General features: G+C 62.6%; 21 protein-coding genes and 1 pseudogene. 9 read left to right on the plus strand and 13 right to left on the minus strand.

Annotated features, from left to right (window positions below):
* The coding region (locus EN990_RS13885) for a LysR substrate-binding domain-containing protein (protein WP_245469183.1) at positions 1-465 on the plus strand (465 nt) is incomplete at its 5' end.
* Between the two features lie 32 nt (positions 466-497).
* Here EN990_RS13885 and der read toward each other — a convergent pair.
* Positions 498-1,931 (minus strand): ribosome biogenesis GTPase Der, encoded by a 1,434-nt coding sequence (der, locus tag EN990_RS13890; RefSeq protein ID WP_064995110.1) that lies wholly within the window; start codon positions 1,929-1,931, stop codon positions 498-500.
* On the minus strand, positions 1,928-2,593 hold the full coding sequence (locus EN990_RS13895) for a tetratricopeptide repeat protein (RefSeq protein ID WP_013532849.1): 666 nt from the start codon (positions 2,591-2,593) through the stop codon (positions 1,928-1,930). The genes der and EN990_RS13895 overlap by 4 nt, the downstream gene beginning before the upstream one ends.
* Positions 2,594-2,806: 213 nt before the next feature.
* Here EN990_RS13895 and EN990_RS13900 point away from each other — a divergent pair, with 213 nt between their 5' ends.
* The gene (locus EN990_RS13900; RefSeq protein WP_084652795.1) at positions 2,807-3,814 is read left to right on the plus strand and encodes a polysaccharide deacetylase; all 1,008 of its coding nucleotides are present in this window, start codon (positions 2,807-2,809) and stop codon (positions 3,812-3,814) included.
* Between the two features lie 33 nt (positions 3,815-3,847).
* Here EN990_RS13900 and sbmA read toward each other — a convergent pair whose 3' ends face one another.
* The 3 genes and pseudogenes from sbmA to EN990_RS13915 all read right to left on the minus strand — a co-directional run bounded on the left by sbmA (position 3,848) and on the right by EN990_RS13915 (position 6,714).
* Complete coding sequence (sbmA, locus tag EN990_RS13905; protein ID WP_013532851.1) at positions 3,848-5,107, minus strand: peptide antibiotic transporter SbmA; 1,260 nt, start codon at positions 5,105-5,107, stop codon at positions 3,848-3,850.
* A gap of 113 nt (positions 5,108-5,220) precedes the next feature.
* Positions 5,221-6,376: pseudogene (locus EN990_RS13910) on the minus strand (YbfB/YjiJ family MFS transporter).
* A 116-nt stretch (positions 6,377-6,492) separates the two neighbouring features.
* Positions 6,493-6,714 carry a hypothetical protein gene (locus EN990_RS13915; protein WP_024502627.1) on the minus strand — a complete coding sequence of 74 codons (222 nt, stop codon included), beginning with the start codon at positions 6,712-6,714 and terminating at the stop codon, positions 6,493-6,495.
* Positions 6,715-6,808: 94 nt separating this feature from the next.
* Here EN990_RS13915 and EN990_RS13920 point away from each other — a divergent pair, with 94 nt between their 5' ends.
* From EN990_RS13920 to EN990_RS13930, 3 genes are read left to right on the plus strand one after another with little or no spacing between them, the layout of a single operon-like run.
* On the plus strand, positions 6,809-7,801 hold the full coding sequence (locus tag EN990_RS13920; protein ID WP_127369391.1) for a LysR substrate-binding domain-containing protein: 993 nt from the start codon (positions 6,809-6,811) through the stop codon (positions 7,799-7,801).
* A complete protein-coding gene (locus EN990_RS13925) occupies positions 7,798-9,054 on the plus strand; it encodes an aminopeptidase (protein WP_127369392.1) in 1,257 nt (418 codons plus the stop codon). Before EN990_RS13920 ends, EN990_RS13925 begins: the two co-directional genes overlap by 4 nt.
* Before the next feature lie 21 nt (positions 9,055-9,075).
* On the plus strand, positions 9,076-9,429 hold the full coding sequence (locus EN990_RS13930) for a DUF488 domain-containing protein (RefSeq protein WP_127385297.1): 354 nt from the start codon (positions 9,076-9,078) through the stop codon (positions 9,427-9,429).
* A gap of 213 nt (positions 9,430-9,642) precedes the next feature.
* On the opposite strand, the gene EN990_RS13940 is transcribed toward EN990_RS13930, so the two are convergent.
* Together EN990_RS13940 and EN990_RS13945 are read right to left on the minus strand one after the other, a co-directional pair.
* A complete protein-coding gene (locus EN990_RS13940) occupies positions 9,643-9,993 on the minus strand; it encodes an ArsC family reductase (RefSeq protein ID WP_013532857.1) in 351 nt (116 codons plus the stop codon).
* A 168-nt stretch (positions 9,994-10,161) separates the two neighbouring features.
* Positions 10,162-10,515, minus strand: a complete 354-nt coding sequence (locus EN990_RS13945; protein WP_127370058.1) for a nuclear transport factor 2 family protein — start codon at positions 10,513-10,515, stop codon at positions 10,162-10,164.
* Between the two features lie 160 nt (positions 10,516-10,675).
* On the opposite strand from EN990_RS13945, the gene EN990_RS13950 reads away from it, so the two are divergent.
* Complete coding sequence (locus EN990_RS13950; protein ID WP_127370059.1) at positions 10,676-11,380, plus strand: SOS response-associated peptidase; 705 nt, start codon at positions 10,676-10,678, stop codon at positions 11,378-11,380.
* A 560-nt stretch (positions 11,381-11,940) separates the two neighbouring features.
* Here EN990_RS13950 and EN990_RS13960 read toward each other — a convergent pair.
* The 6 genes from EN990_RS13960 to EN990_RS13985 form a co-directional block, all read right to left on the minus strand.
* Positions 11,941-13,026: an ABC transporter ATP-binding protein gene (locus EN990_RS13960; protein ID WP_127385298.1), complete on the minus strand. Its 1,086-nt coding sequence runs from the start codon at positions 13,024-13,026 to the stop codon at positions 11,941-11,943.
* The gene (locus tag EN990_RS13965; RefSeq protein WP_024502622.1) at positions 13,016-13,624 is read right to left on the minus strand and encodes a cupin domain-containing protein; all 609 of its coding nucleotides are present in this window, start codon (positions 13,622-13,624) and stop codon (positions 13,016-13,018) included. Before EN990_RS13965 ends, EN990_RS13960 begins: the two co-directional genes overlap by 11 nt.
* Before the next feature lie 173 nt (positions 13,625-13,797).
* Entirely contained in the window at positions 13,798-14,868 is a 1,071-nt protein-coding gene (locus EN990_RS13970) for an ABC transporter substrate-binding protein (protein ID WP_127370096.1), read from the minus strand.
* Entirely contained in the window at positions 14,853-15,722 is an 870-nt protein-coding gene (locus EN990_RS13975) for an ABC transporter permease (protein WP_127388315.1), read from the minus strand. Before EN990_RS13975 ends, EN990_RS13970 begins: the two co-directional genes overlap by 16 nt.
* Positions 15,719-16,603, minus strand: coding sequence for an ABC transporter permease (locus EN990_RS13980; protein WP_127384732.1), 885 nt, complete (start codon positions 16,601-16,603; stop codon positions 15,719-15,721). Before EN990_RS13980 ends, EN990_RS13975 begins: the two co-directional genes overlap by 4 nt.
* 105 nt (positions 16,604-16,708) lie before the next feature.
* A complete protein-coding gene (locus EN990_RS13985; protein ID WP_127369270.1) occupies positions 16,709-17,989 on the minus strand; it encodes an FAD-dependent oxidoreductase in 1,281 nt (426 codons plus the stop codon).
* A 237-nt stretch (positions 17,990-18,226) separates the two neighbouring features.
* Between EN990_RS13985 and EN990_RS13990 the strand changes: the two genes are divergently transcribed.
* From EN990_RS13990 to EN990_RS14000, 3 genes are all read left to right on the plus strand, one after another.
* On the plus strand, positions 18,227-19,384 hold the full coding sequence (locus tag EN990_RS13990) for a fumarylacetoacetate hydrolase family protein (RefSeq protein WP_063167634.1): 1,158 nt from the start codon (positions 18,227-18,229) through the stop codon (positions 19,382-19,384).
* A 76-nt stretch (positions 19,385-19,460) separates the two neighbouring features.
* Positions 19,461-20,006: a hypothetical protein gene (locus EN990_RS13995; protein ID WP_064995104.1), complete on the plus strand. Its 546-nt coding sequence runs from the start codon at positions 19,461-19,463 to the stop codon at positions 20,004-20,006.
* Positions 20,007-20,328: 322 nt separating this feature from the next.
* Positions 20,329-21,264: a substrate-binding domain-containing protein gene (locus EN990_RS14000; protein ID WP_013532868.1), complete on the plus strand. Its 936-nt coding sequence runs from the start codon at positions 20,329-20,331 to the stop codon at positions 21,262-21,264.
* Positions 21,265-21,372: the final 108 nt, after the last annotated feature.

A 21,372-nucleotide genomic window follows, 5' to 3' on the forward strand; every position in this document is an offset into this window, starting at 1 on the left:
GCCTGGCACTGCGGCGAAACGCTGCCCTACAGCCAGCATGTCGCCGATGTGCCGATGCGCTGGATCGGGTCGGCAAAGCGTATCGAGACCAGCCTGCGCAACAGTGAGCCGCTGCCGCTGGTGGCGCTCGAAGCGCCATGCCTTCTGCGCACGGTGGCAACCGAAACGCTCGACCGCGCCGGCCTGTCGTGGCGGATGGCCTTTTCCAGCCCGAGCCTTGGCGGCATCTGGGCAGCCGTGGCGGCGGGGCTGGGGCTGACAATCCGCACCGACATCGGCCTGCCGGCCAGCGTCAGCGCGATGACGCCGGAGATCGCCGGGCTGCCGGCATTGCCCAAAATGGCGTTGGTGCTGCACCAGAAGGATGCTGAACTGGATCCGGTGGCAGCGCGGCTGGCCGACATATTACTGCAGGCGGCGTTGCAGGCGCTGCCACGGGACGAGCGGTTGAAGGAGGTCGCTTAGACAGCCGGAACAGGTATCCAGCGCCCGACCGCTTATTTACGCTTGTTCGACCTGCCGGCGAACGGATTGTCCGACGTGCGCAGCGCGATGCGGATCGGCACGCCGGGCATATCGAAGGCTTCGCGCAGGCTGTTGGAGAGATAGCGGACATAGGATTGCGGCATCGCATCGGGCCGCGAGCACTGGACAACGAAACCCGGCGGCCGGGTCTTGGCCTGGGTGACGTATTTGACCTTCAGCCGGCGCCCTGCCACGGCAGGCGGCGGATGGTGTGCCAGGATGCCTTCCAGCCAGCGGTTGAGCTTGCCGGTCGAGACGCGGCTGTTCCATACCTTGTGGGTCCTGATGACGGCATCCATCAGCTTGTCGAGGCCGCGCCCGGTCTCGCCGGAGACAGGTACGGCCTGCAGGCCGCGCGCCTGGGGAAGAAGCCGTTCCGTCTTCTCGCGCAGTTCGGCCAGAAGCTCCTGGGGATGGTCGATCAGGTCCCATTTGTTGAAGGCGATCACCGGCGCCCGCCCTTCCCTGATGATCAGGTCGGCGATCTGCAGATCCTGCTTCTCGAAGGGAATGGTGGCGTCGAGCACGATGATGACGATCTCGGCGAAGCGGATGGCGCGCAGGCCGTCCTGCACCGACATCACTTCGAGCTTTTCGTGAATCCTGGCCTTGCGGCGCATGCCGGCCGTATCGAACAGCTTCAGGCGGCGGCCATGCCAATCCCAATCGACCGAGATCGAATCACGGGTGATGCCGGCTTCCGGTCCGGTGAGCAGCCGTTCTTCGCCGATCAGCGCGTTGATCAGCGTCGACTTGCCGGCATTGGGACGGCCGACGACGGCGATGCGCATCGGCTTGGTGTCGTCATAGGTGTGCTCGGCATCCGGATCGGCGATATCCTCGCCGATCAGCACCTCGCCGGCAGCGATCTCTTCGTCTTCGCCATCTTCGTCTTCGCCGAAGGCGCGCGCTTCGCCGAGCGCGCCGATCACGGCGTCGCGCAAATCGGGCATGCCCTGGCCATGCTCGGCCGAAACCGGGATCGGCTCGCCAAGGCCGAGCTCCCAGGCTTCCAGCATACCGCCCTGGGCGCCCTTCGCCTCGGCCTTGTTGGCGACCAGCACGACCGGCTTGCCGGACTTGCGCACGATCTCGGCGAAGGTCCTGTCGTCAGGCAAAAGGCCGGACTTGGCGTCGATGGTGAAGAAGATCAGGTCGGCCTCGCGGATAGCGATCTCGGTCTGCGCACGCATGCGGCCGGGCAAGGTCGAGGCACCAGCGTTCTCGAAGCCGGCGGTGTCGATGACATCGAAATGCAGGTCGTAGAGCTTGGCGGCGTGGACGCGACGATCGCGGGTGACGCCCGGCGTGTCGTCGACAAGCGCCAGCTTTCTTCCCACCAGCCGATTGAAGAGAGTCGATTTGCCGACGTTAGGTCTGCCGATGATGGCGACTTTGAAGGTCACGACGCACTGCCCGACCCGCGGATCAGCTCGGACATCAATGTTGCGCGCTCGCGGGTGTTGCGCGGGGCGCCGTCATCGGCGGCGATCTGGTCGAACAGTTTCAGCGCATCCTGCGTCTTGCCTTCCTTCCAGGCGGAAAGGCCGAGCGCCTCGCGCGCCGTGTGGCGCAGCGTGTTGGTGTCGGATGTCAGCGCTTCGACACGGCTGGACACGTCGGCGAACGAGCCATGGTCGACGAGCAGCAGCGCTGCCCGCAGCCGCGCCATGTCGCGAATGCTCTGGGGAATGGCCGTGTCGGCGGCGACTTCGTCGAAATCCTTGACGGCGGCGGGAACGTCGCCCTTGTTCGCCTTGACGGTCGCGCCGCGCATGCGTGCGAGCAGCGGATAGGCGCCGTAGCCATCCTTCTCCAACTGATCGAGCGCGGTCAGCGCCTCATCGTTCTTGCCGTCATTGGCAAGCTTCAGCGCCTGCGAGAACGCATCGCCCGAGCGGTTGGCGCGCGTCTCGTCCCAATAGCGATAGCCGACGAAGGCTGCGGTGCCGAGCACCACGAGGATCGCAACGACAATCAGGGCTGGGCCAAAACGGTCCCACAGCGCCTGCGCCTGTTCGCGACGGATCTCGTCGTTGACTTCACGGATAAAACTGTCGTCGGACATCAAATCAAACCATTCCTGCCCGGTCGGGCCTTTGTCAGCCCGCGTTTTAGCGAAATTTTGCCGGCATGGAAGGGGTTCAACCGGAAAATCGCTATTGTCCGGGGCAAACGGATGTTTGCCCCGGACGAGCAGCCGAAGAGGCCCATCGCACCCGCGCCACATTTAGGCGATAGCCGGCTTGCAGACGTTCCCCGAGTTAAGATCAGATTTCCTATGCTTCGTCCGTTCCGCGTTGTTGCGTTTTCACTTGCCGCGCTCGTCACTGCCGGCGTGGCTCTGGCCGACCCGCCCGCGCCACCGGTGCCGGCAAAGCCCAAGCAGGTCGTCATCATCTCGTTCGACAGCGCCCGCGACATTTCGCAGTGGAAGCGCAGTCGAGCACTGGCTGAGCGCACCGGGGCACATTTCACCTATTTTCTGTCCTGCGTCTTCCTGCTGTCGACGGAAACACGCAAGGAATACACCGCACCCGGCAGAAGCGCCGGGAAATCCAATATCGGCTTTGCCGCCTCGAAACAGGAAGTCACCGACCGGCTCGAGCAGATCGGGCTTGCCGCGCATGAGGGCCACGACATCGCCAGCCATGGCTGCGGCCATTTCGACGGCAAGGACTGGAGCAAGGCCGACTGGCTGAAAGAGTTCGGTTCGTTCGAGCACATTCTCGAGAACGCCTATGCCATCAACGGCATTGCGCCCGAGCCTGAGGGCTGGCGCGATTTCGCACGGCATGCGGTTGTCGGTTTTCGCGCGCCGTATCTGTCGACGGGCAAGGCGCTCTATGAAGCGCTGCCGGCCGCCGGCTATCAATTCGACGCCAGCGGCGTCTCGCAGGGCCCCGCCCGACCGACGGCCAGCAACGGCGTCATGCACTTTTCGCTGCCGCAGATTCCAGAAGGACCGAAGTCACGGCCGGTGATCGCCATGGACTACAATCTCTATGTCAGGCATTCCGGCGGCTTCGAACGGCCAAGCCAAGCGGGCGAGTTCGCCAACCGGACCTATGATGCCTTCCGCGCCGCCTTCGACAAGCAGTATGCCGGCAAGCGCATTCCGCTGGAGCTCGGCTTCCACTTCGCGCTGATGAATGACGGCGCCTACTGGAACGCGCTGGAGCGTTTTGCCGGCGATGTCTGTGTCAAGGCCGATGTCGAATGCATCAGTTTTCGCGATTATGTTTCGCGCCAGGATGCCGGCCAGAGGCAGGTCTCGGTCGGCGGCTGAGCCGCCAACCCGGTTCGTTTCCAACCTCGATCTTTAGGCCGGATCCTCAGCGCCCTGCCTTGCCAGATAGCGCTGGTCGATATCGGGCAGCGGCTCGCCTTGCAGCGTCGCCTCGAAGGCGCGCAGGCGCTTGTGGACCGATTGCAGCTCGACGATGGTCGACCAGGAGGTGAGCAGAAACTGCAGTGAACCGGTCACCTTGCCGAATGCGTTCGAAATCTGGTTCAGCGCGCCGAACGTGATCTTGTGCGCCACCAGCGAGGGACCGAGGATCAGCAGCGAGAAAATGTTGTCGGCCTGCAGGTAGGTGTAACGGACGACGTTGAAATAGATGTAGTGGAAATAGAGCCTGAAATAATTGTGGCGAACATTCTCGAACAGCTCGGCCGTGGTGGCCGGCTGGGCCCGGTCCGCGTGATCCTCGCCGTAGACGAGTTCCTTGCGGTAGGCTGCCTCAACGCGCTGGTTGCGGAACTGCAGCCCTGGAAGTTTCAGACCTGCAACCATGACCGAGATCGTCCCGAACAGACACCAGGCAAGGGCTGCGACAACCAATGGCTGTGGAATCGCGCCGATAATCGGCAACTCGGTGATATGGGCCTGCAACTGGATCATGACCGGCAGGAATGCGATCAACGTCATAATCGACTGGACGAAGCTGGAGCCGAGATCTTCCATGATCTGCGAGAACCGCATCGTGTCTTCCTGGATGCGCTGCGAGGCACCCTCGATATGGCGTAGCCTGCCCCAATTCTCGACGAAGTAGTTGTTCATCGCCGTGCGCCAACGGAAGATCCAGTGACTGACGATGAAGGCGTTGACCACCTGCACATTCATGCCGACCAGGGCGAGCCACGAAAAATCAGCCAATCCGATATAAAATTCGCTGTTGGTCGACTTTCCAGTCCCCGACATCAGCCCCTGCACATAGTCGAAGAAAGGCCCATACCAGGCGTTGACGGCGACGCTGACCTGCACATTGAAATAGATGAAGAACAGGATGACCGCGGTCATCAGGATCGACCAGCGTTGCCATGGATGCGGCGAATACCAGCTCCAGAATGCGTAGAAGACGAGCACGCAGAACGCGAAATAGAGATAGAACCAGAGGAACGGCTTCGATACGAGGATGGCGATGCCGATGATGGGCGGCGCGCCGGCCGCGGCGGGCGGCAATCCGAAAACCGTACCTAATTGTTCACCACCGAAGAACCAGAACAGGATCGCCGCAAGGCTCCAGACGGCGGCCGAAGTGAAGAACAGCTTCGGCTGCGGGAAAAAGGATACGAACACTGTGGCGAATTCCTCGATCTAGGCGCAAATCAGCTGACGACAGCGGGCATAAAGTCACACATTAGTGGGAAAGAAAATGCCCGTGCCCGATGCCCGGCACAGCAAGCCCACAATCATGGCGATTTTGGCGCAGCCGACCATGTGATGGCGCCGGAGACGACCAGCACGATCGCGGCTGTGATCGAGGCGAGGAAGAAATCGCCGGACATCTGCGCCAGAAACCCGGCGGCGACCGGCCCGATGATCTGGCCAAGGCCGAACGCAGCCGTCATCAGGGCGAATCCGCGGCGCGCTTGGCGCCTGCTGCCGGGCGGCCTGCAGGCCAAATGCGGTGATGGCAATGAAGGTGCCACCGAGCAGCACGCCGGAAAGCAGCGGCCCGGTGGCGCCGCCGATGGCGACGCTGGCGGTGACGCCGGCAACTTCGATGAAGCACGCCAGCGCATAGGCGGCATAGAGGCCGGTGCGGGCCGCGATCTTCTGCCAGAGCCAGACTGAGGGAAAGCCCGCAAGACCGGCGACCATCCACACCATGGCCTCGAAGACGCGGCTGCCGCCGCCTTGCCGGACGATGGCGACCAGGAATGTCGCCGTCACCACATAGCCAAAGCCGAACAGGCCGTAGGCGACGATGACCTTGACCAACGACCGGTCCATCCGCAGTGCCGGCTCGCGGGTGACTTCGCCGTTGCCGAGCGGACCCTCATTGGCCAACAGCGCAACGAGGACGAAACCACAGGCCGAAATCGCCGCCGACCACAGCCAGCCTGCAGCCCAGCCCGAATGCTCGGCGACCAGCACCGCCATCATCGCCGCCGACACAGCGATGCCCAGGCCAACGCCACCGAAATGCCAGGCCTGCAGGTCGCTGCGCCCGGCAGCGTTTATGTGGCTGAAACCGATCCTGGCCATGAACACCATGACGAAGGCGCTGGCCAGACCGGCCAGAAAGCGGATGACGAGAAAGCCGGCCATCGCATCGGTCAGCCCCATCAGCGCGGCAAGGACCGTACTGGCGCCAAGCCCCGCCAGCATCAGCAGGCGCTCGCGCCCATGCGCCCAGCCGCCCGCCGCTGCCAACGCGCCGACGAGGTAGCCGAGATAATTGGCCGACGCGATCCAACCGGCATCGGCAGGCGACAGATGCAATTCCTGCATCATGCCGGGCAGGATCGGCGTGTAGACGAAACGGCCGATGCCCATGGCAACCGCCATGGCAATCATGCCGGCGAAGGCGAAACGCAGCGCTGTCGAGGTGGCTGATGTCATTGCACTGCACAATAAGTGCAGGGGTCGCTGAAACAATCGCCATCTGTTGGGCCAGTGCGTGCGCGGGACGTGGTGCTCGCCTCGACTTTCCTCAAGCCGGAAGGCTTGGCGCCTGCTCAGCAGCGGCCGCCGGCGTGCAATGGGGCCGTCTCGTGCACTGTCCGCCGTGCCGTCAGCCTGAACGGCACATCGCCCAGTTCGCGTTCCGACATGGTGTTCAGCACCGGATGCGAAAGCGGATCGGTCAGCCATCTCTGCGTTTCGCCGTCCGGGTGCGGCTCATACGGCGTACTCGCAGCGAAAAAGACCTTCAGCGACGACGACAAGATCCTCAGCATTTCCGGCTCCACAGGTCTGTCTCTTCCGATAAAATCCGCCGTTTCGACATGCCTTTCAATTGAGATTTCAGCCGGATCAGTTTAGAAAAACTCAATGGCCATGCTCAACCGCGTCCACCTCAACGGCCTGCGCGCCGTCGAAACCGTTGCCCGTCTCGGATCGCTGGCGGCGGCCGCCGGTGAGCTCAACGTTTCCGTCAGCGCCGTCAGCCAGCAGATAAGCCGTACCGAAAAACAGCTCGGCCAGGCGCTGTTCGAGCGAACGGCGAGCGGTCTGGTGCTGACCGAATTCGGCGCCGTCTTCGCGGCCCGCCTTGGTGCTGGATTTCGTGAGCTTTCCCAGGCCGTGGCGCTGGCCGACGAGGCTACGCAATGCACATTGGTGGTTTCGGTGGCGCCGGCCTTTGCCTCGAAGTGGCTGTTGCCCAGACTATCTCGCCACTTCGACCGACATCCCAACGTGCTGCTGCGCATCGACGCTTCGGTGCGGCTGGCCAATCTCGATCACTCAGACATCGACATCGCCATCCGGCTTGGCGACGGCAAATGGCCGGGCGGGCGCACGGAACTGCTCTTGGCGCAGGAAGTCTTCCCGGTCTGCGCGCCGGCGATTGCCCAAAAACTGAAGTCGGTCGAGGACCTTGCCCAGACCTGCGCGATCACCGACGAGCGAGCAATGATCAACTGGGAAAGCTGGTTCGAGACGGCCGGTGTCCCACCTGTCAGCTTCCTCAAGGGTGCGCGTTTCACCGACCCGATGCTGTGCCTGGAATCGGCGATTGCCGGCCATGGCGTGATGCTGGGCTGGCAATTGCTCGCCGCGGATGCGCTGGCCGACGGGCGGCTGGTGGCGCCTTTCGGTATCCGCGCCCAGAGCGGGCTCGGCTATTGGCTGGTGACCTCGTCCGTCAAGGCGGAAAGCCGCAAGGTCCGGGATTTCAAGGTCTGGATCAGGGAAGAGATCGAAGCAACCATGGCGCGGTTCGGGTCCGCAAACCCAAAACCCGCCGGCGCGATCGCGGTGGAAAGCGCCGCGCCGCCGCTCTATGGTAGGCCGGACATCAAACTACGACAGGCAGGATCATGACCACACATTCGCGCGGCGTTTCCGCATCGATCGACCCGGTGAAGCTCGACAGGCTGGCGGAAGTCGCCATCAAGGTCGGGCTGCAATTGCAGCCAGGCCAGGATCTGGTGCTAACGTCATCGATCGCGGCACTGCCGCTAACCAGGCGGATCGTCGAGCATGCCTACAAGGCCGGCGCCGGCCTGGTGACGCCGATCTTCAACGATGACGAGATGACGCTGGCGCGCTACCGCTTCGGCGCCGATGCCGGTTTCGACCGCGCCGCCGGCTGGCTCTATGAAGGCATGGCGAAGGCCTTCTCCAACAATGCGGCCAGGCTTGCGGTGCGCGGCGAGGATCCGTCGCTGCTCTCCGCACAGGATCCGGCGAAAGTGGCGCGCGCCAACAAGGCCAATTCGATGGCTTATCAGCCGGCGCTGGAAAAGATCACCGGCTTCGACATCAACTGGAACATCGTCGCCTATCCGGACCTCGCCTGGGCCAAACAGGTCTTCCCCGGCGATGCCGACGATGTTGCGGTCGTGAAACTCGCCGATGCCATCTTCGCCGCGTCGCGGGTCGATGTGGAGGATCCGATCGGCAACTGGAGGGCGCACAACGCGGCGCTGCGCAGCCGCACCGAATGGCTCAACGGCCATAATTTCCATGCGCTGCACTTCACCGGACCGGGCACCGACCTGACGGTTGGGCTTGCGGACGGCCATGAATGGATGGGCGGCGCCTCGACCGCCAAGAACGGCATCACCTGCAACCCCAACATCCCGACCGAGGAGGTCTTCACCACGCCGCATGCGAGGCGGGTCGAAGGCCATGTCTCCTCGACCAAGCCGCTGTCCTACCAAGGCACGCTGATCGACGACATTTCGGTGCGTTTCGAAGAAGGCAGGATCGTCGAGGCCAAGGCTTCGAAGGGCGAGGATGTGCTGAAAAAGGTGCTCGATACAGATGAGGGCGCGCGCCGCCTCGGCGAAGTGGCGCTGGTGCCGCATTCCTCGCCGATCTCGGCCAGCGGCCTGTTGTTCTTCAACACGCTGTTCGACGAGAACGCCGCCTGCCACATCGCGCTCGGCCAATGCTATTCGAAGTGCTTCGTCGACGGCGCCTCGCTCAGCCAGGACGAGATCGCGGCGCGCGGCGGCAACAAGAGCTTCATCCACATCGACTGGATGATCGGCTCGGACAAGATCGACATCGATGGCGTCCACAAGGACGGCGCCCGCGTGCCTGTCATGCGCAAGGGCGAGTGGGCCTGAGGGTTGCAGCCGAGAGGTGTGATGGCCTTCAACATCGCGGTCAAGCGTATCTACGAGCCGCCCGCTGCCGATGACGGGCAGCGGGTTCTGGTCGACCGCATCTGGCCGCGCGGCGTCAGCAAGCAAGACGCCGCGCTGACGCTGTGGTTGAAGGACATCGCGCCGAGCGACGAGCTGCGAAAGTGGTTCGGACACGAGGCGGCGCGCTGGGCGGAATTTCAGGAGCGGTATCGCGCTGAGCTGGATGGGAATGGCGCGGCGGTGACGCAGTTGCGAGGCCTGCTGGGTAACGGCAAGGTGACGCTGCTCTACGGCGCGCATGACGAGGCGCACAACAATGCGGTGGCGCTGGCGGGGTATTTGCGCGGACGCTGAGATTTTATGGCGGTCGGCGGGACAGCGCCCCCCCTCTGGCCTGCCGGCCATCTCCCCCTCAGGTGGGGAGATCCGCTGTCATCATCTTCTTCGCAAATCCCGAACGTGACAGGAATGGCGGAGCGGCGAAGCTGCCAATCTCCCCACTTGAGGGGGAGATGTCCGGCAGGACAGAGGGGGGCGCCACGGAACACCGTGGAACGAGAGGCAGCTCTACTTCCCCACCGCCGCCTCATAGACATCAGCCTTGAACCCGACCATAACCCGGTCGCCTACCTCCAGCACCGGCCGCTTGATCATGGTCGGCTTGGCCAGCATCAGCGCCTTGGCGCTCTTCTCGTCGAGACCCTGCTTTTCCTTGTCCGGCAGCTCGCGGAACGTCGTGCTCGCCTTGTTGAGCAGCTTTTCCCAGCCGACCTTGCCCGCCCAACCATCCAGCCGCTTCGCGTCCAGTCCCTCGGCCCTGAAATCGTGAAACCGGTAGGCTACGTCATGGCCTTCCAGCCAGACGCGCGCCTTCCTGACCGTGTCGCAAGTGGTGATGCCGTACATGGTGATCGTCAAAAGCGTGCTTCCTTGGCTGACTGTCGAATCCGTTCCACAGACTAAACCACCCTTTCCGCTTTGCCAGAGCCGTTGCCATATCTCCGTTCCACATGACGGCCAGGACAATGTCCCGGCCGTCTAATTTCCTGGTCCTGCAGCGACGTGAGGCGGAACCCGGGGCCGGCCCTAGTAATAGAAGCGCTCTTCGGTGATCTTGCCGTTTTTGACCGTGTAGAGGCCGACTTCATCCATGGTGACACGCTCGCCGGTAGCCTTGGGCGTTATGTCGAACTTGAAGCGCACCGCGAACTGGTCGCCATTGACATAGGGGCCTTCGACAGAGCCGCCATGGACTTCATTGTTCTCCTGCCACCACTGGCCCTTCTGCCTGAGAGCCTCCTTGCCACGGGAGATGGCCATCGGCCCCTCCATGGCTTCGTAGCTCACGATATCGTCGGAATTGTACTTCTCGGCGGCAGCTTCGTTGTCGCCCTGCTTGAGCAGCTCGGTAAAATCCTTGGCAATTTCCGCGATGGTCATTTGTGTTCCTCCTGTTCAGACGCATTTAGGTAGGGAACAGCCTGCTGGCCTGCCATCGTCGGACCGCGCCGTAGCTGACAAGCCATGTCAGGATGATGATATCGCGCGGACCGCGCTCCATCCGGTTGCGGACACAAGCCAATTCCGCAATTCTAGGTGAATGTGCAACCTCTACAATATTACCACGACGCAAGAGGCGGTCCGCCAATGGACACGCACAATGCGCGATATCAGCGGCAACCTTGAGCCTTCGCTTGACGTCTATCCCAATCAGCCCGCCCCAGTCGTTCGCAACACGGCGGACGGAGAGCGTGAATTGGCGAAACTGCTTTGGGGTTTGCCCACGCCGCCTGAACGCATGAAAGGCAAGGCGGACTACGGCACCACTAACGTGCGCAACCCACAATATTCGCACTGGCAACACTTTGTCGGCGTCGAGCACAGATGCGTCGTGCCGGTGACCAGCTTTGCCGAACCCAGCCCTACTCCGAACGACAAAGACCCGGACACAGGCATCCAGCGCAATTATTGGTTTGCGCGTGACGAGAGCCGGCCGCTGTTCTTCTTCGCTGGTTTCTGGACCCGTTGGCAAGGCGTGAGAAAGGTCAAGGATGGTCCTGGCGACTTCGAGCTATTTGCCTTCATGACAACCAAGCCTAACGCCGTCATCGCACCGATCCATGAGAAGGCTATGCCGGTGATCCTGACCACGCCGGAAGAGGCCCAGGCCTGGCTTACAGCGTCGTGGGCAGAAGCGAGACATTTGCAGCAGACAGCGCCGGACGATGCATTGGTGATTGTTGAGAAGCCCGCCACGCAGATCAAGTTTCCGCGGCAGGTGCCAACTCAAGGGTCTCTGTTCTAGGCCGCAGGATCGACTAACCAGCCGCTTTCTTAATCGTCGTCTCGCCAGATCACCCGGCGAACCATGCGGATTTCGACAAGTCGCCTGACCCGAATTTTCAAGCGTTCAGCAGCGCTCGGCAAAATAATACTGGCGTCAAGCTCGCGAAGCTTGCAGCGCTCGCACCTCATATGCCGCTCGACGTCCCAAAAGGGAATATCCCCTACAAGCTTTGCGAGATCGCCGGGCAGATAGTGCCTAGTGATGTTGCAGTGCGGGCATCGTACACGAATGAGTTGCCCGACTTCGTGCGCGAGGCACAGGGTCTGCACATTTCGGCGCGGTCGGCTGCTCAGTTCCGGCATCGGCCAAATTAGGAATATATTCCCTCCCGAGTCAATTCCTACTTCGTCCACGGTCTTTTTGTTCACAGCCGGCTGGCAGTCCACATAGGCAGACCATCCCGCCGACATCCCCCATAGCGGATGATGCCCTTAACCTCGCGGTTGATCGCCCAATCGGTAGCGCTTGTGGCCACCGATCGACGCAAACGTTTTGCTTCGTTTTTAACGTCGCTAAGACTAACTTGGCAGCACTGGGCAGTTGGCGCCACGGCGCAGGCTGATATGCGCCACGTCGCCGACCTGGAAGCGAAAACCCTCGGCCTGGCGCGGCGCGTCGATGACGACAGGCGCGCCCTGCCCGAGTTCGGCATGCAGGCGCAGCGTGCGGCCGTGAAAGACGACGCTGTTGACGCGCGCCGGTGCGGTGCCGGGCGCGGCCTCGGTCATCGCCAGCAAATCCTCCGGGCGCACGCCGATGGTGCGGGTAGCGCCCTCGGCAGGTGCCTCGCCGGTTTCAGAAATAGCCTCCAGCGGCAGGGTGCCGGCGGTGAAACGCAAGCGATCGCCATCGCGGCCGACAAACCGTGATTGCAGGAGATTCATGGTGCCGATGAAGCTCGCCACAAACTTCGTGGCAGGCCGGTCATAAAGTGTGGCCGGCGGTGCGATCTGCTCGATGCGGCCCTTGTTCATGACGACGATGCGGTCGGAAATCGACAGCGCTTCGGTCTGGTCGTGGGTGACCATGACGAAGGTGGTGCCAAGCCGCGACTGCAGCCGCTTCAGCTCAACCTGCATCTGTTCGCGCAGATGCGCATCGAGCGCCGACAACGGCTCGTCGAGCAGCAGCACGCGCGGCTCGCAGACGATGGCACGCGCGAGCGCGACGCGTTGGCGCTGGCCGCCCGACAGTTCGGAGACGCGGGCGCCAAGCTTGTCGGCGAGACCGACCATGTCGAGCGCTTCGCCGGTGCGCTTAGCCTGTTCGGCTCCAGACAGTTTGCGCAGCGACAGACCGAAGCCGACATTTTCTGCAACATTCATGTGCGGGAACAGCGCGTAGTCCTGGAACACGGTGTTGACCGGCCGGTCGAACGGTCGAAGGGCCGTGATATCGCGACCATCGAGCAACACCTTGCCGCTCGACGGGCTTTCGAAACCGGCGATGACGCGCAGGCTGGTGGTCTTGCCGCAGCCCGACGGCCCGAGCAGCGTGATGAACTCGCCGCTGATAATGTCGAGATCGACAGCGTCGAGCCCAACGATGCCGCCGGGAAAAATCTTCGAGACCGCCTGCAGCCGGACGAGTGGATCAGGCGCCATCGCGAACCTCGGACGGCTTCGTGGTGTTGACCCAGAGAATCTGGCACCGCTCGGCGCCCGGATTGCGGAAGGCATGCAAAAGCGTGCTCTTGAAGGCAAAGCTGTCGCCCGCCTTCAACCCGTATTTCGTCGAATCCACCACCAGTTCGACCTCACCGGCCAGCACGAAGCCGAATTCATGGCCGGCATGCGCATAGGCCTCGGCCGTGCCGCCGCCAGCTTCCACCGTCACCAGCATGCCGGTCAGCGTCGCGCCCGGCGGTGACAGCAGCGCCTTGGCAATGCCTTCCGATTTCACCGGGATTTGCCGCCGCTTGTCGGCACGCACGCAATAGAGATCGTTGGCCGCATCGTTGCCGTCGGCGATCAGCGCCGACGGCTCGATGTCGAGGGCGGCGGCGAGCGGCCAGATCACCTTGACGCGCAGCGAGGACATGCCGCGCTCGATCTGGCTCAATGCACCGATCGACACGCCGGCCTTTGCCGCAAGATCGGCCAGCGACAAATTGCGCTCCAGCCGCAGCGCCCGCACGCGCCGGCCGACGCGAACGTCGGCATCGTCCTTCGGCTTCCCAGCCGCTTCATCCAGCATGTCCATGCGTTAGTCCTCGTTTGCTTTCCCTTCTCCCCTTGTGGGAGAAGGTGGATCGGCGCGCAGCGCCGAGACGGTTGAGGGGTGTTCCAGCGGAGTGAGACGCTGGTGTTCCCTGGAGCACCCCTCATCCGTCGCCTTCGGCGACACCTTCTCCCACAAGGGGAGAAGGGGGAGCTTTATCCCCCCGCCTTCACCTTCTCAAACATCTTGGCGAGGTCGTCATTCTGTTTCATCGGTCCGGTGAAGATGGTGGTCTTCAGCATCACCTCCGGGTCGGACGGCAGCTGCAATTTCTCCAGCTCCTCCTTCGGCACCGCCGCGAAGGCCGAACTGGTCGAGCTGCCATAGCCGTAGGCCTCGATCAGGTATTTGCCGGAATCCGTCTCCAGCCGGCTGTTGATGAAATCATAGGCGAGGTCGACATTCTTGGCGTCCTTGAGCATCACGAAGCCGCAGGCCCAGGTCAGCATGCCCTCCTTGGGCTTCATGAACTCGACCGGCACGCCCTGCTTCTTGAGCGAGGTGGCCGACGCGTTCCAGGTCATGGCGGCGACCAATTGGCCGCTGGCCAGCGCCTGTTCGACGGAGGTCATGTCGGTGGTGTAGTTGGAGAGCAGCGGGCGCTGCTCGCGCAGCTTCTCGGCCACCTTGTCCATTTGCTCCGGCGTCATGTCGAACGGATTGACGCCGGCGAGCAGCGCCGCCACGACAGGCGTGTCATGCACCGCGTCGATCGTCGCCATGCGACCGGCATACTGCTTGTCCCACAAAAGGTTCCAGCTCGCTTCCGGGTTCTTCACCAGATCGGTGCGGTAGAGGATCGAGGTGTTGCCCCAGTCCCACGGCACCATCCAGACCTTGCCGTCGCCAGCCTGCAGGTCTGGCAGGTTCTTGAACACCGGGAAGATCGAGTCCCAGTTCTTGATGCGCTTGGTGTCGATTGGCTGCAGCAGGCCTTCCTTGTTCCAGCGCGCCACCTTGTCATAGCAGGGATGCGCAATGTCGGGTCGGAAGCCGGCCTTGACCTTGGTGAAGGCGTCATCGTCGTCACCGAAGATCGAGGCCTCGACGCCATCGGGATGCGCGGCAAGGAAGCTCTTGTTGAAGTCGGGCAGTTCATAGCCCGACCAGGTGAAATATTGCAGCTTTTCGCCGGCGAAAGCGACGGTCGACGACAGCGCCAGCGCGAACGCCGTCAATCCAGCGCAAACAGTCTTTGCAGAGATCGATTTCAGGTCGAATGCCATTGCAGTTCTCCTCTCTTGGTTTGTTTTGGTTGTGATGGATCCGCGGGCTTTGGCGCCGTGGCGGATAAGCCGCGATGGCGCAGGATTTCAGCTGCTGCAGCGATGACGAAGGACACCGCCAGGATCGAAGTGCCCAGTGCCATCACCGTCGGCAGCGACCGGGGAAAACGCAGCTGGCTCCAGATGTAGAGCGGCAGCGTCGGCTCGGTGCCGGCCCGGAAGAACACGACGATGAATTCGTCGAAGGAGATCAGGAAGGCCAGCATGAATGCCGAGACGATGGCCGGCAGGCTGAGCGGCAGCATGACCCGCCGGAAGGTCGTCCAGTCGGAGGCGCCGAGATCGAGTGCCGCCTCGCGAATGGTTTTCGGGATGGCGGCGAAGCGGCTGCGCATGATCACCACGGTCGTCGGCAGCGCCACCAATATATGGCCGAGAACGATGGCGACGCGCGATGGCCCCAGACCAACGAGGTTGATGAGGATCAGCAGCGATATGCCGACGATGACGCCCGGGATCAGGATCGGCAGCCGTGCGATGGCGCTGATGGTGGCGGCCAGCGGCGAGCGGCCGTAGAGGTCCATGTAGGACACGGTGATGCCGCACAGCGTCGCACCCGTGGCGGCGATGGCGCCGATGGCGAGGCTGTTCAAGAGTGCAACGGTCAGCGCCGAATTGCCGAACAGCGTCGCGTACCATTGCAAGGTAAAACCTTGCAGCGGAAACGCTGCCTGGATCGAGTTGTTGAAGGAAAACAGCGGGATCAGCAGCACCGGCAGATAGAGAAAGACCAAATAGGCGGCGACATACATGCCGAGCCAGCGGCCACCTCCCTGCGTGCGTGCAGTGCTCATGTGCGGCTGCCAAATCTGCGGTCGGCGAAGCGGGCGACCAGCACCACGCACAGGATGACCAGCATGACGGCGACGGAGAGTGCTGCGCCAAACGGCCAGTCATTGGCCTTGCCGAATTGCGCCTGGATCAGCGTGCCGATCATGGTGCTGGCCGGGCCGCCGACGAGCGCCGGCGTGACATAGTCGCCGACCGTCGGCACGAAGATGACGAGGGCTGCCGCCAGCACGCCCGGCATCGAATTGGGCAGCACGATCCGGCGGAAAGAGGTGAATGGCCGCGCGCCGAGATCGGAAGCGGCCTCGATCAGCGATTTCGGGATGGTGTCCAGCGCCACGTAGATCGGCAGGATGGCGAAAGGCGCATAGGCGTGCGCCAGCGTGACGACGACGGCGGCCGGCGTGTTGAGAAAGGCCAATGTCGGCTCGGACCAGATGCCGCTTTCGATCAGCGCCGAGTTCAAAACGCCATTGTAGGCGAGCACGATCTTCCAGGCGAAGACGCGCAGGAGATAGCTGGTCCAGAACGGCAGCGTCACCAGGAACAGCAGCAGGCCGCGCCGCCGGCCGGCGTGGAAGGCAAGGTAGTAGGCGACGGGATAGGCAGTGACGACCGTCGCCAGCGTGACCAGAGCGGCAATGATCAGCGAGCGCAGCGTCACCGTCCAGTACAGCGGATCGGACACCACGGTGACGAAATTCGCGACGGTGAAACCGGCGCCGAGCAGCGAACCGTCATTGCCGCGGAAGGCGAGGAAAAGCACGAGGCCAAGCGCAAACAGGATCAGCAGCAAGGTGACCAGCGCGCCCGGCAGCAGCATGGCGACCCGGAAGCCCTGGGAAGACCGGGCCTCTGGCGCTGATGTGGCAACTAGGGTCGACATCGACCTGCCTATTGGGAAATTTGAAATTGGCTTAGAGTTTTTCATATTCATGAAACTGTCAAGCAGAATCCCCTAACGGAGCCCCAAGGGGATGAAGCGCCCTGGTCAGCGCTCCAACGCATCGAGCAGGCGATACCAAGCGATGGTCGCGGCGACGCCGACCTGGCGGAAGGCGTGAAACGGGATCGGCCGGATCGGCGAGACCGGGAAAGGCAATTGCCTGGCGTCGCCACTTTGGAGGTAGCTGGCGATGCGCTCGCCAAGCGCAGTCATCAGGCCGACACCACGACCCTGGCAGCCGACCACGGCGAGCAGGCCTTTCTCCGGCTCGTGGATGTGCGGCAGGTGGTCCGGCGTCATCGCAACCCGGCCGAACCAGCGCTTCTCGATGGGAACGCCGGACAGCGAGGGATAGAGCCGTACCAGCGCGTGCTCGAGATGCGCCCAGTCGCCGGCGCTCGTCGGCAGCGCCATGCGGCCCCGTCCGCCAAGCACCAGCCGGCCGTCGGCGCTCTTGCGGTAGTAGACGAGGATGCGCCTGGAGTCCGACACCGCCTGCCCTTCCGGCAGGATCGTGGCCGCCAGATTGGACGGCAGCGGCGCTGTGGCGATCTGAAAGGAATGCAGCGGCACGATCGTCTGGGCGAGACCGGGGATCAGACCGTCCGTATAGGCGTTTGTCGCCAGCACGACCGCCTTTGCCTGCAATTCCAGGCCATTTTCGATCAAAATACGCCAAACACCGGCGGCATTGGCGAGCCGCACGACCCTTTGGCGCTCTGCTATCCTCACGCCAGCCGCGGTCGCGACCCGGGCAAGTTCAGACGTGTAGGCGAGCGGATCGATCACACCGGCGCGGCGGTCGAGCCAGCCGCCGAGATAACCCTGTGCGCCGGTCCTGGCTGCGGTCTCCTCTGCGTTCAGCAACCGGACGTCGGCACCGCGCGCGTGCCATTGCCGGTCGCGGTTCGTCGCCGCCTTCAGCGCGGCCCCGGTGTGCGCCGCCTGGATCCAGCCATTTCGAACGAACGGCACCGCCAGCTTCTCGTCGCGGATCAGCTCGAACACCGCGTCGGCGGTCGACGCCGCGAAATTGACAAGCGCCTCGCCGCGCTCCGGGCCAAAATGCTCCAGCAACCATTCCGGATCGTATTTCAGGCCGGGAATGACCTGGCCGCCATTCAAGCCTGATGCGCCCTGGCCGATCTCGCCGGCGTCCAGCACCTGCACCGACAGGCCAAGCCGGGCGGCATGCAAGGCAGTCGACAAGCCCATGATGCCACCGCCAACGATGGCGAGATCGACCCGTTCGCCATTGGGAAGCGATTGAAACGTGAAAGCTGCCTGCGGCCTGCGCCAGATGGGATCGGAGAATGCTGTCGCCAAGGGTCACCTGAATGCGCTGCGATTGGTGAAAATCCTAGTCAGAATTTCACAATTTTGAAAGAGCACCATGGCTTTCGCCTGTGGACTGCCGCCGAGACGACCGGAGACCCAGAGTTCCGATCGCCTGCGACGGGATAGACCTTTGATGGGAATCCGGTGAAAGTGCCACGCCGATCCGGCTAGCCCACATTGTCGATCACTTCACCACATTGTCGATCACTAAGAGGACAGAGCGCCATGACGAACCCGACCCACCTGCCCAGCGAGGGCCTTTTTGTCGGACGCGCCAGAAGCAGCGGTGCTGCATACCCGCTGGTCGTCACGGTTCGCGATGGCACGGTCTTCGACATCACCTCGCGTACGGCACCGACCATGCGCGACCTTTGCGAGATGGCCGACCCGGCTGGGCATGTCCGCTCGGCCGAAGGCAGACCGATCGGTTCGCTCGATGACATCGCCGCCAACAGTTTTGAAACTGGGCGCGATCCAGCAAAACCCTACCTGCTCTCCCCGGTCGACCTGCAGGCGGTCAAGGCATCGGGCGTCACCTTCGTCGTCAGCCTGCTGGAACGGGTGATCGAGGAACAGGCGCGTGGTTCGGCTGAAAAAGCCGATGCCATCCGCGCCGACATTGCCGGACTGATCGGCCACGACCTGTCGAAGCTGAAGCCCGGTTCGCCCGAAGCGATGGAGATCAAGGCCAAGCTGATTTCGCGCGGCGCCTGGTCGCAATATCTGGAAGTGGGCATCGGCCCCGATGCCGAGATCTTCACCAAGTGCCAGCCGATGGCCTCGGTGGGCTTCGGCGCCGATGTTGGGCTGCACCCGGTGTCGACCTGGAACAATCCGGAACCCGAGATCGCCATGATCGCCGCCTCCAGCGGCAGGATCGTCGGCGCCACTATCGGCAACGACGTCAATCTGCGCGACGTCGAAGGGCGTTCGGCGCTGCTGCTCGGCAAGGCCAAGGATAACAATGCCTCGGCCTCACTTGGCCCCTTCATCCGCCTGTTCGACGAGAAATTCTCCATCGATGACGTCAAGCGCGCCGTCGTGCGCCTGAAAGTCGAGGGCGAGGACGGGTTCTCGCTGGAGGGCGCAAGCTCGATGGCCGAGATCAGCCGCTCGCCGGAGGAACTGGTCGCCGCGGCCATGGGGCCGCACCACCAGTATCCGGACGGGCTGGCGCTCTATCTCGGCACCATGTTCGTTCCGTCCAAGGATCGCGGCGAGAAGGGCAAGGGATTTACCCACAAGGTCGGCGACATCGTCACCATCTCGTCGGAAAAATTCGGCGCGCTGGTCAACCGCGTGCAGCTGTCGCCAGACTGCCCGCACTGGACCTACGGCGCCAGCCATCTGATGCGGGAGCTGGCGAAGGCCGATCTTATTTAGCCAAGCCTTGGCCCAGGGCCACCATCAACGCAATGTTGGCGCCTTATTACTCGTGACCTCGTCGGACTGGAATCCAATGACGATACTTGATGTTCGCCGGCACACCATGAGGCGCAAGCCTGGCGCGCACCTTTCTCGAGAAGGAATCGAACTAGCGCGGTTTGTAGCCCAAGGGGCTGACTCTTATGAACTTGTTGTCACAAGCGAAATTCCACGGGCAATCGAAACCGCAATTGCGATGGGTTTCGAAGTAAATGAGTTGATTGCCGAACTTGGAATTCTTCCCAAAAATATACTCGAAACGATCTCGTGGCCGAGCCCGTTGGCGGAGGTAGAACGTGTACTCCGATCGGACGTAGACTGCATTGCATTTGCTAACACCCAAGTGCGACTGTGGACGAGCATAGCTGCCCGAGTTCCCAACGAAGCGACGGGCTTATTGGTGACGCACGGTGGGATCATCGATCTCGGCGTTGTCGCGTTCCTGATGGCCAGCAAACGTCCTATCGAGGGAGAAGCCATCGGATACTGCGAGGGGCTCCGATTAGAGTTCACCAGCGGAAGACTCACCAATGCCGAAATGCTGCGAGTGCCCGAGCATCTGCATTTGTCGGATACCTAACGGAACAAATCGCCTTGCTCGCCTGGCGGCCGATCGGCTGTGGAGCAACCTGCGCGCCGACCATGACGAGGACTATCTGCTCGGCTAGCCTCGACATCAATTATCCGACAGTCGGAAAATCACCTCAACTGATGCAATCTGATGGGACGGCTGATGACGCCCCGTCAGGCGCCCACTACACCTGCAGATGGAGGCCTGGCAGATGGAGGCTTGCCATCCGTCGAAAAAGGGGATGCTCTGACGCATTCAATCGGCACTGGCAAAAGACGCAGAACAAGGGAACGGATTTTGAACTGACGATCTACAAACGGGAGGAAATCAAATGCTGACACGGCTAAGACTCGTTCTATACGGCCTGTTGGTGGCGCTGATGGTGGTACCAGCAGCGGCACAGGCCAAGACGTTCTACTGGATTTCGCATGGCGGTCCGGCCGATCCGGTCTGGACCTACTTCCTGGCCGGCGCCAAGCAGTGGGCCAAGGACACCGGCAACACGGTCAACACCTCGTTCCACAACGGCGATGTCGCCTCGCAGCAGGAAGCGGTTCGCGCCGCCCTCTCCGCCAAGGCCGATGGCATCGTCACCACGAGCCCCGATCCGGGCAGCCTGATCGAGATCGTCAAGGAAGCGCGTGCGGCGAAAGTGCCGATCATCAATTTCAACACGCCTGATCCGAAAGCCGATTTCAACGCCTATGTCGGCGGCGACAATGTCACCTTCGGCAAGCATTGGGCACAGTATCTGGTCGACAAAGGCCTGGTGAAGAAGGGCGACTTCGTCTGGATGCCGGTCGAAATCCCCGGCGCCACCTATGGCGTGCAGGAAGAGGAAGGCATCAAGAGCGTCTTCGAGCCGCTCGGCATCACCTATGAAATCACGGAAGCGACGCTTGATCAGGCTGAAGTGATCAACCGCATGGTCGACTACCTCACGGCGAACAAGGCCAAGGTCAAGGCGATCATCGGCCTAGGCGACCTCGTCACCGGCTCGATCAAGCGGGTGTTCGACCAGGTCGGCATCAAGCCGGGCGAAATCCCGGTCGTCGGCTGGGGCAATTCGCTCGACACCACCCAGGAAGTGCTGAACGGCTATGTCAATGCCGGCCAGTGGCAGGACCCGCAGGCGACCAGCTATGTCGCGCTTTCGCTGGCCAATATGGCCGCCGGCGGCATTCCTCCGGGCTTCAACGTCATCACCGGCGCGCTCTATGAAAAAGACACCGCGCAGATCTACGACGACATCCTGTCCGGCAAGTAACATCCAATCTCAACAGTCGCGGCCGCCCAACGGTCGCGACTGGCTCTCCATTTCGCCGAGCCCTTCGCACGCGATGTGCAACGCTCAGCCTTCCACTCATGTCGCGGA

This window comes from Mesorhizobium sp. M7A.F.Ca.US.005.03.1.1, assembly GCF_003997975.1.
Classification (GTDB): Bacteria; Pseudomonadota; Alphaproteobacteria; order Rhizobiales; family Rhizobiaceae; genus Mesorhizobium; species Mesorhizobium ciceri.

What these genes read in the sequence shown, in the direction of transcription:
- EN990_RS13895 (WP_013532849.1), bottom strand. Translation starts at nt 2,593, where the DNA reads ATGTCCGACGACAGTTTTATCCGTGAAGTCAACGACGAGATCCGTCGC.
- EN990_RS13900 (WP_084652795.1), top strand. Translation starts at nt 2,807, where the DNA reads ATGCTTCGTCCGTTCCGCGTTGTTGCGTTTTCACTTGCCGCGCTCGTC.
- EN990_RS13915 (WP_024502627.1), bottom strand. Translation starts at nt 6,714, where the DNA reads ATGCTGAGGATCTTGTCGTCGTCGCTGAAGGTCTTTTTCGCTGCGAGT.
- EN990_RS13920 (WP_127369391.1), top strand. Translation starts at nt 6,809, where the DNA reads ATGGCCATGCTCAACCGCGTCCACCTCAACGGCCTGCGCGCCGTCGAA.
- EN990_RS13925 (WP_127369392.1), top strand. Translation starts at nt 7,798, where the DNA reads ATGACCACACATTCGCGCGGCGTTTCCGCATCGATCGACCCGGTGAAG.
- EN990_RS13930 (WP_127385297.1), top strand. Translation starts at nt 9,076, where the DNA reads ATGGCCTTCAACATCGCGGTCAAGCGTATCTACGAGCCGCCCGCTGCC.
- EN990_RS13945 (WP_127370058.1), bottom strand. Translation starts at nt 10,515, where the DNA reads ATGACCATCGCGGAAATTGCCAAGGATTTTACCGAGCTGCTCAAGCAG.
- EN990_RS13950 (WP_127370059.1), top strand. Translation starts at nt 10,676, where the DNA reads ATGTGCAACCTCTACAATATTACCACGACGCAAGAGGCGGTCCGCCAA.
- EN990_RS13960 (WP_127385298.1), bottom strand. Translation starts at nt 13,026, where the DNA reads ATGGCGCCTGATCCACTCGTCCGGCTGCAGGCGGTCTCGAAGATTTTT.
- EN990_RS13965 (WP_024502622.1), bottom strand. Translation starts at nt 13,624, where the DNA reads ATGGACATGCTGGATGAAGCGGCTGGGAAGCCGAAGGACGATGCCGAC.
- EN990_RS13970 (WP_127370096.1), bottom strand. Translation starts at nt 14,868, where the DNA reads ATGGCATTCGACCTGAAATCGATCTCTGCAAAGACTGTTTGCGCTGGA.
- EN990_RS13975 (WP_127388315.1), bottom strand. Translation starts at nt 15,722, where the DNA reads ATGAGCACTGCACGCACGCAGGGAGGTGGCCGCTGGCTCGGCATGTAT.
- EN990_RS13980 (WP_127384732.1), bottom strand. Translation starts at nt 16,603, where the DNA reads ATGTCGACCCTAGTTGCCACATCAGCGCCAGAGGCCCGGTCTTCCCAG.
- EN990_RS13990 (WP_063167634.1), top strand. Translation starts at nt 18,227, where the DNA reads ATGACGAACCCGACCCACCTGCCCAGCGAGGGCCTTTTTGTCGGACGC.
- EN990_RS13995 (WP_064995104.1), top strand. Translation starts at nt 19,461, where the DNA reads ATGACGATACTTGATGTTCGCCGGCACACCATGAGGCGCAAGCCTGGC.
- EN990_RS14000 (WP_013532868.1), top strand. Translation starts at nt 20,329, where the DNA reads ATGCTGACACGGCTAAGACTCGTTCTATACGGCCTGTTGGTGGCGCTG.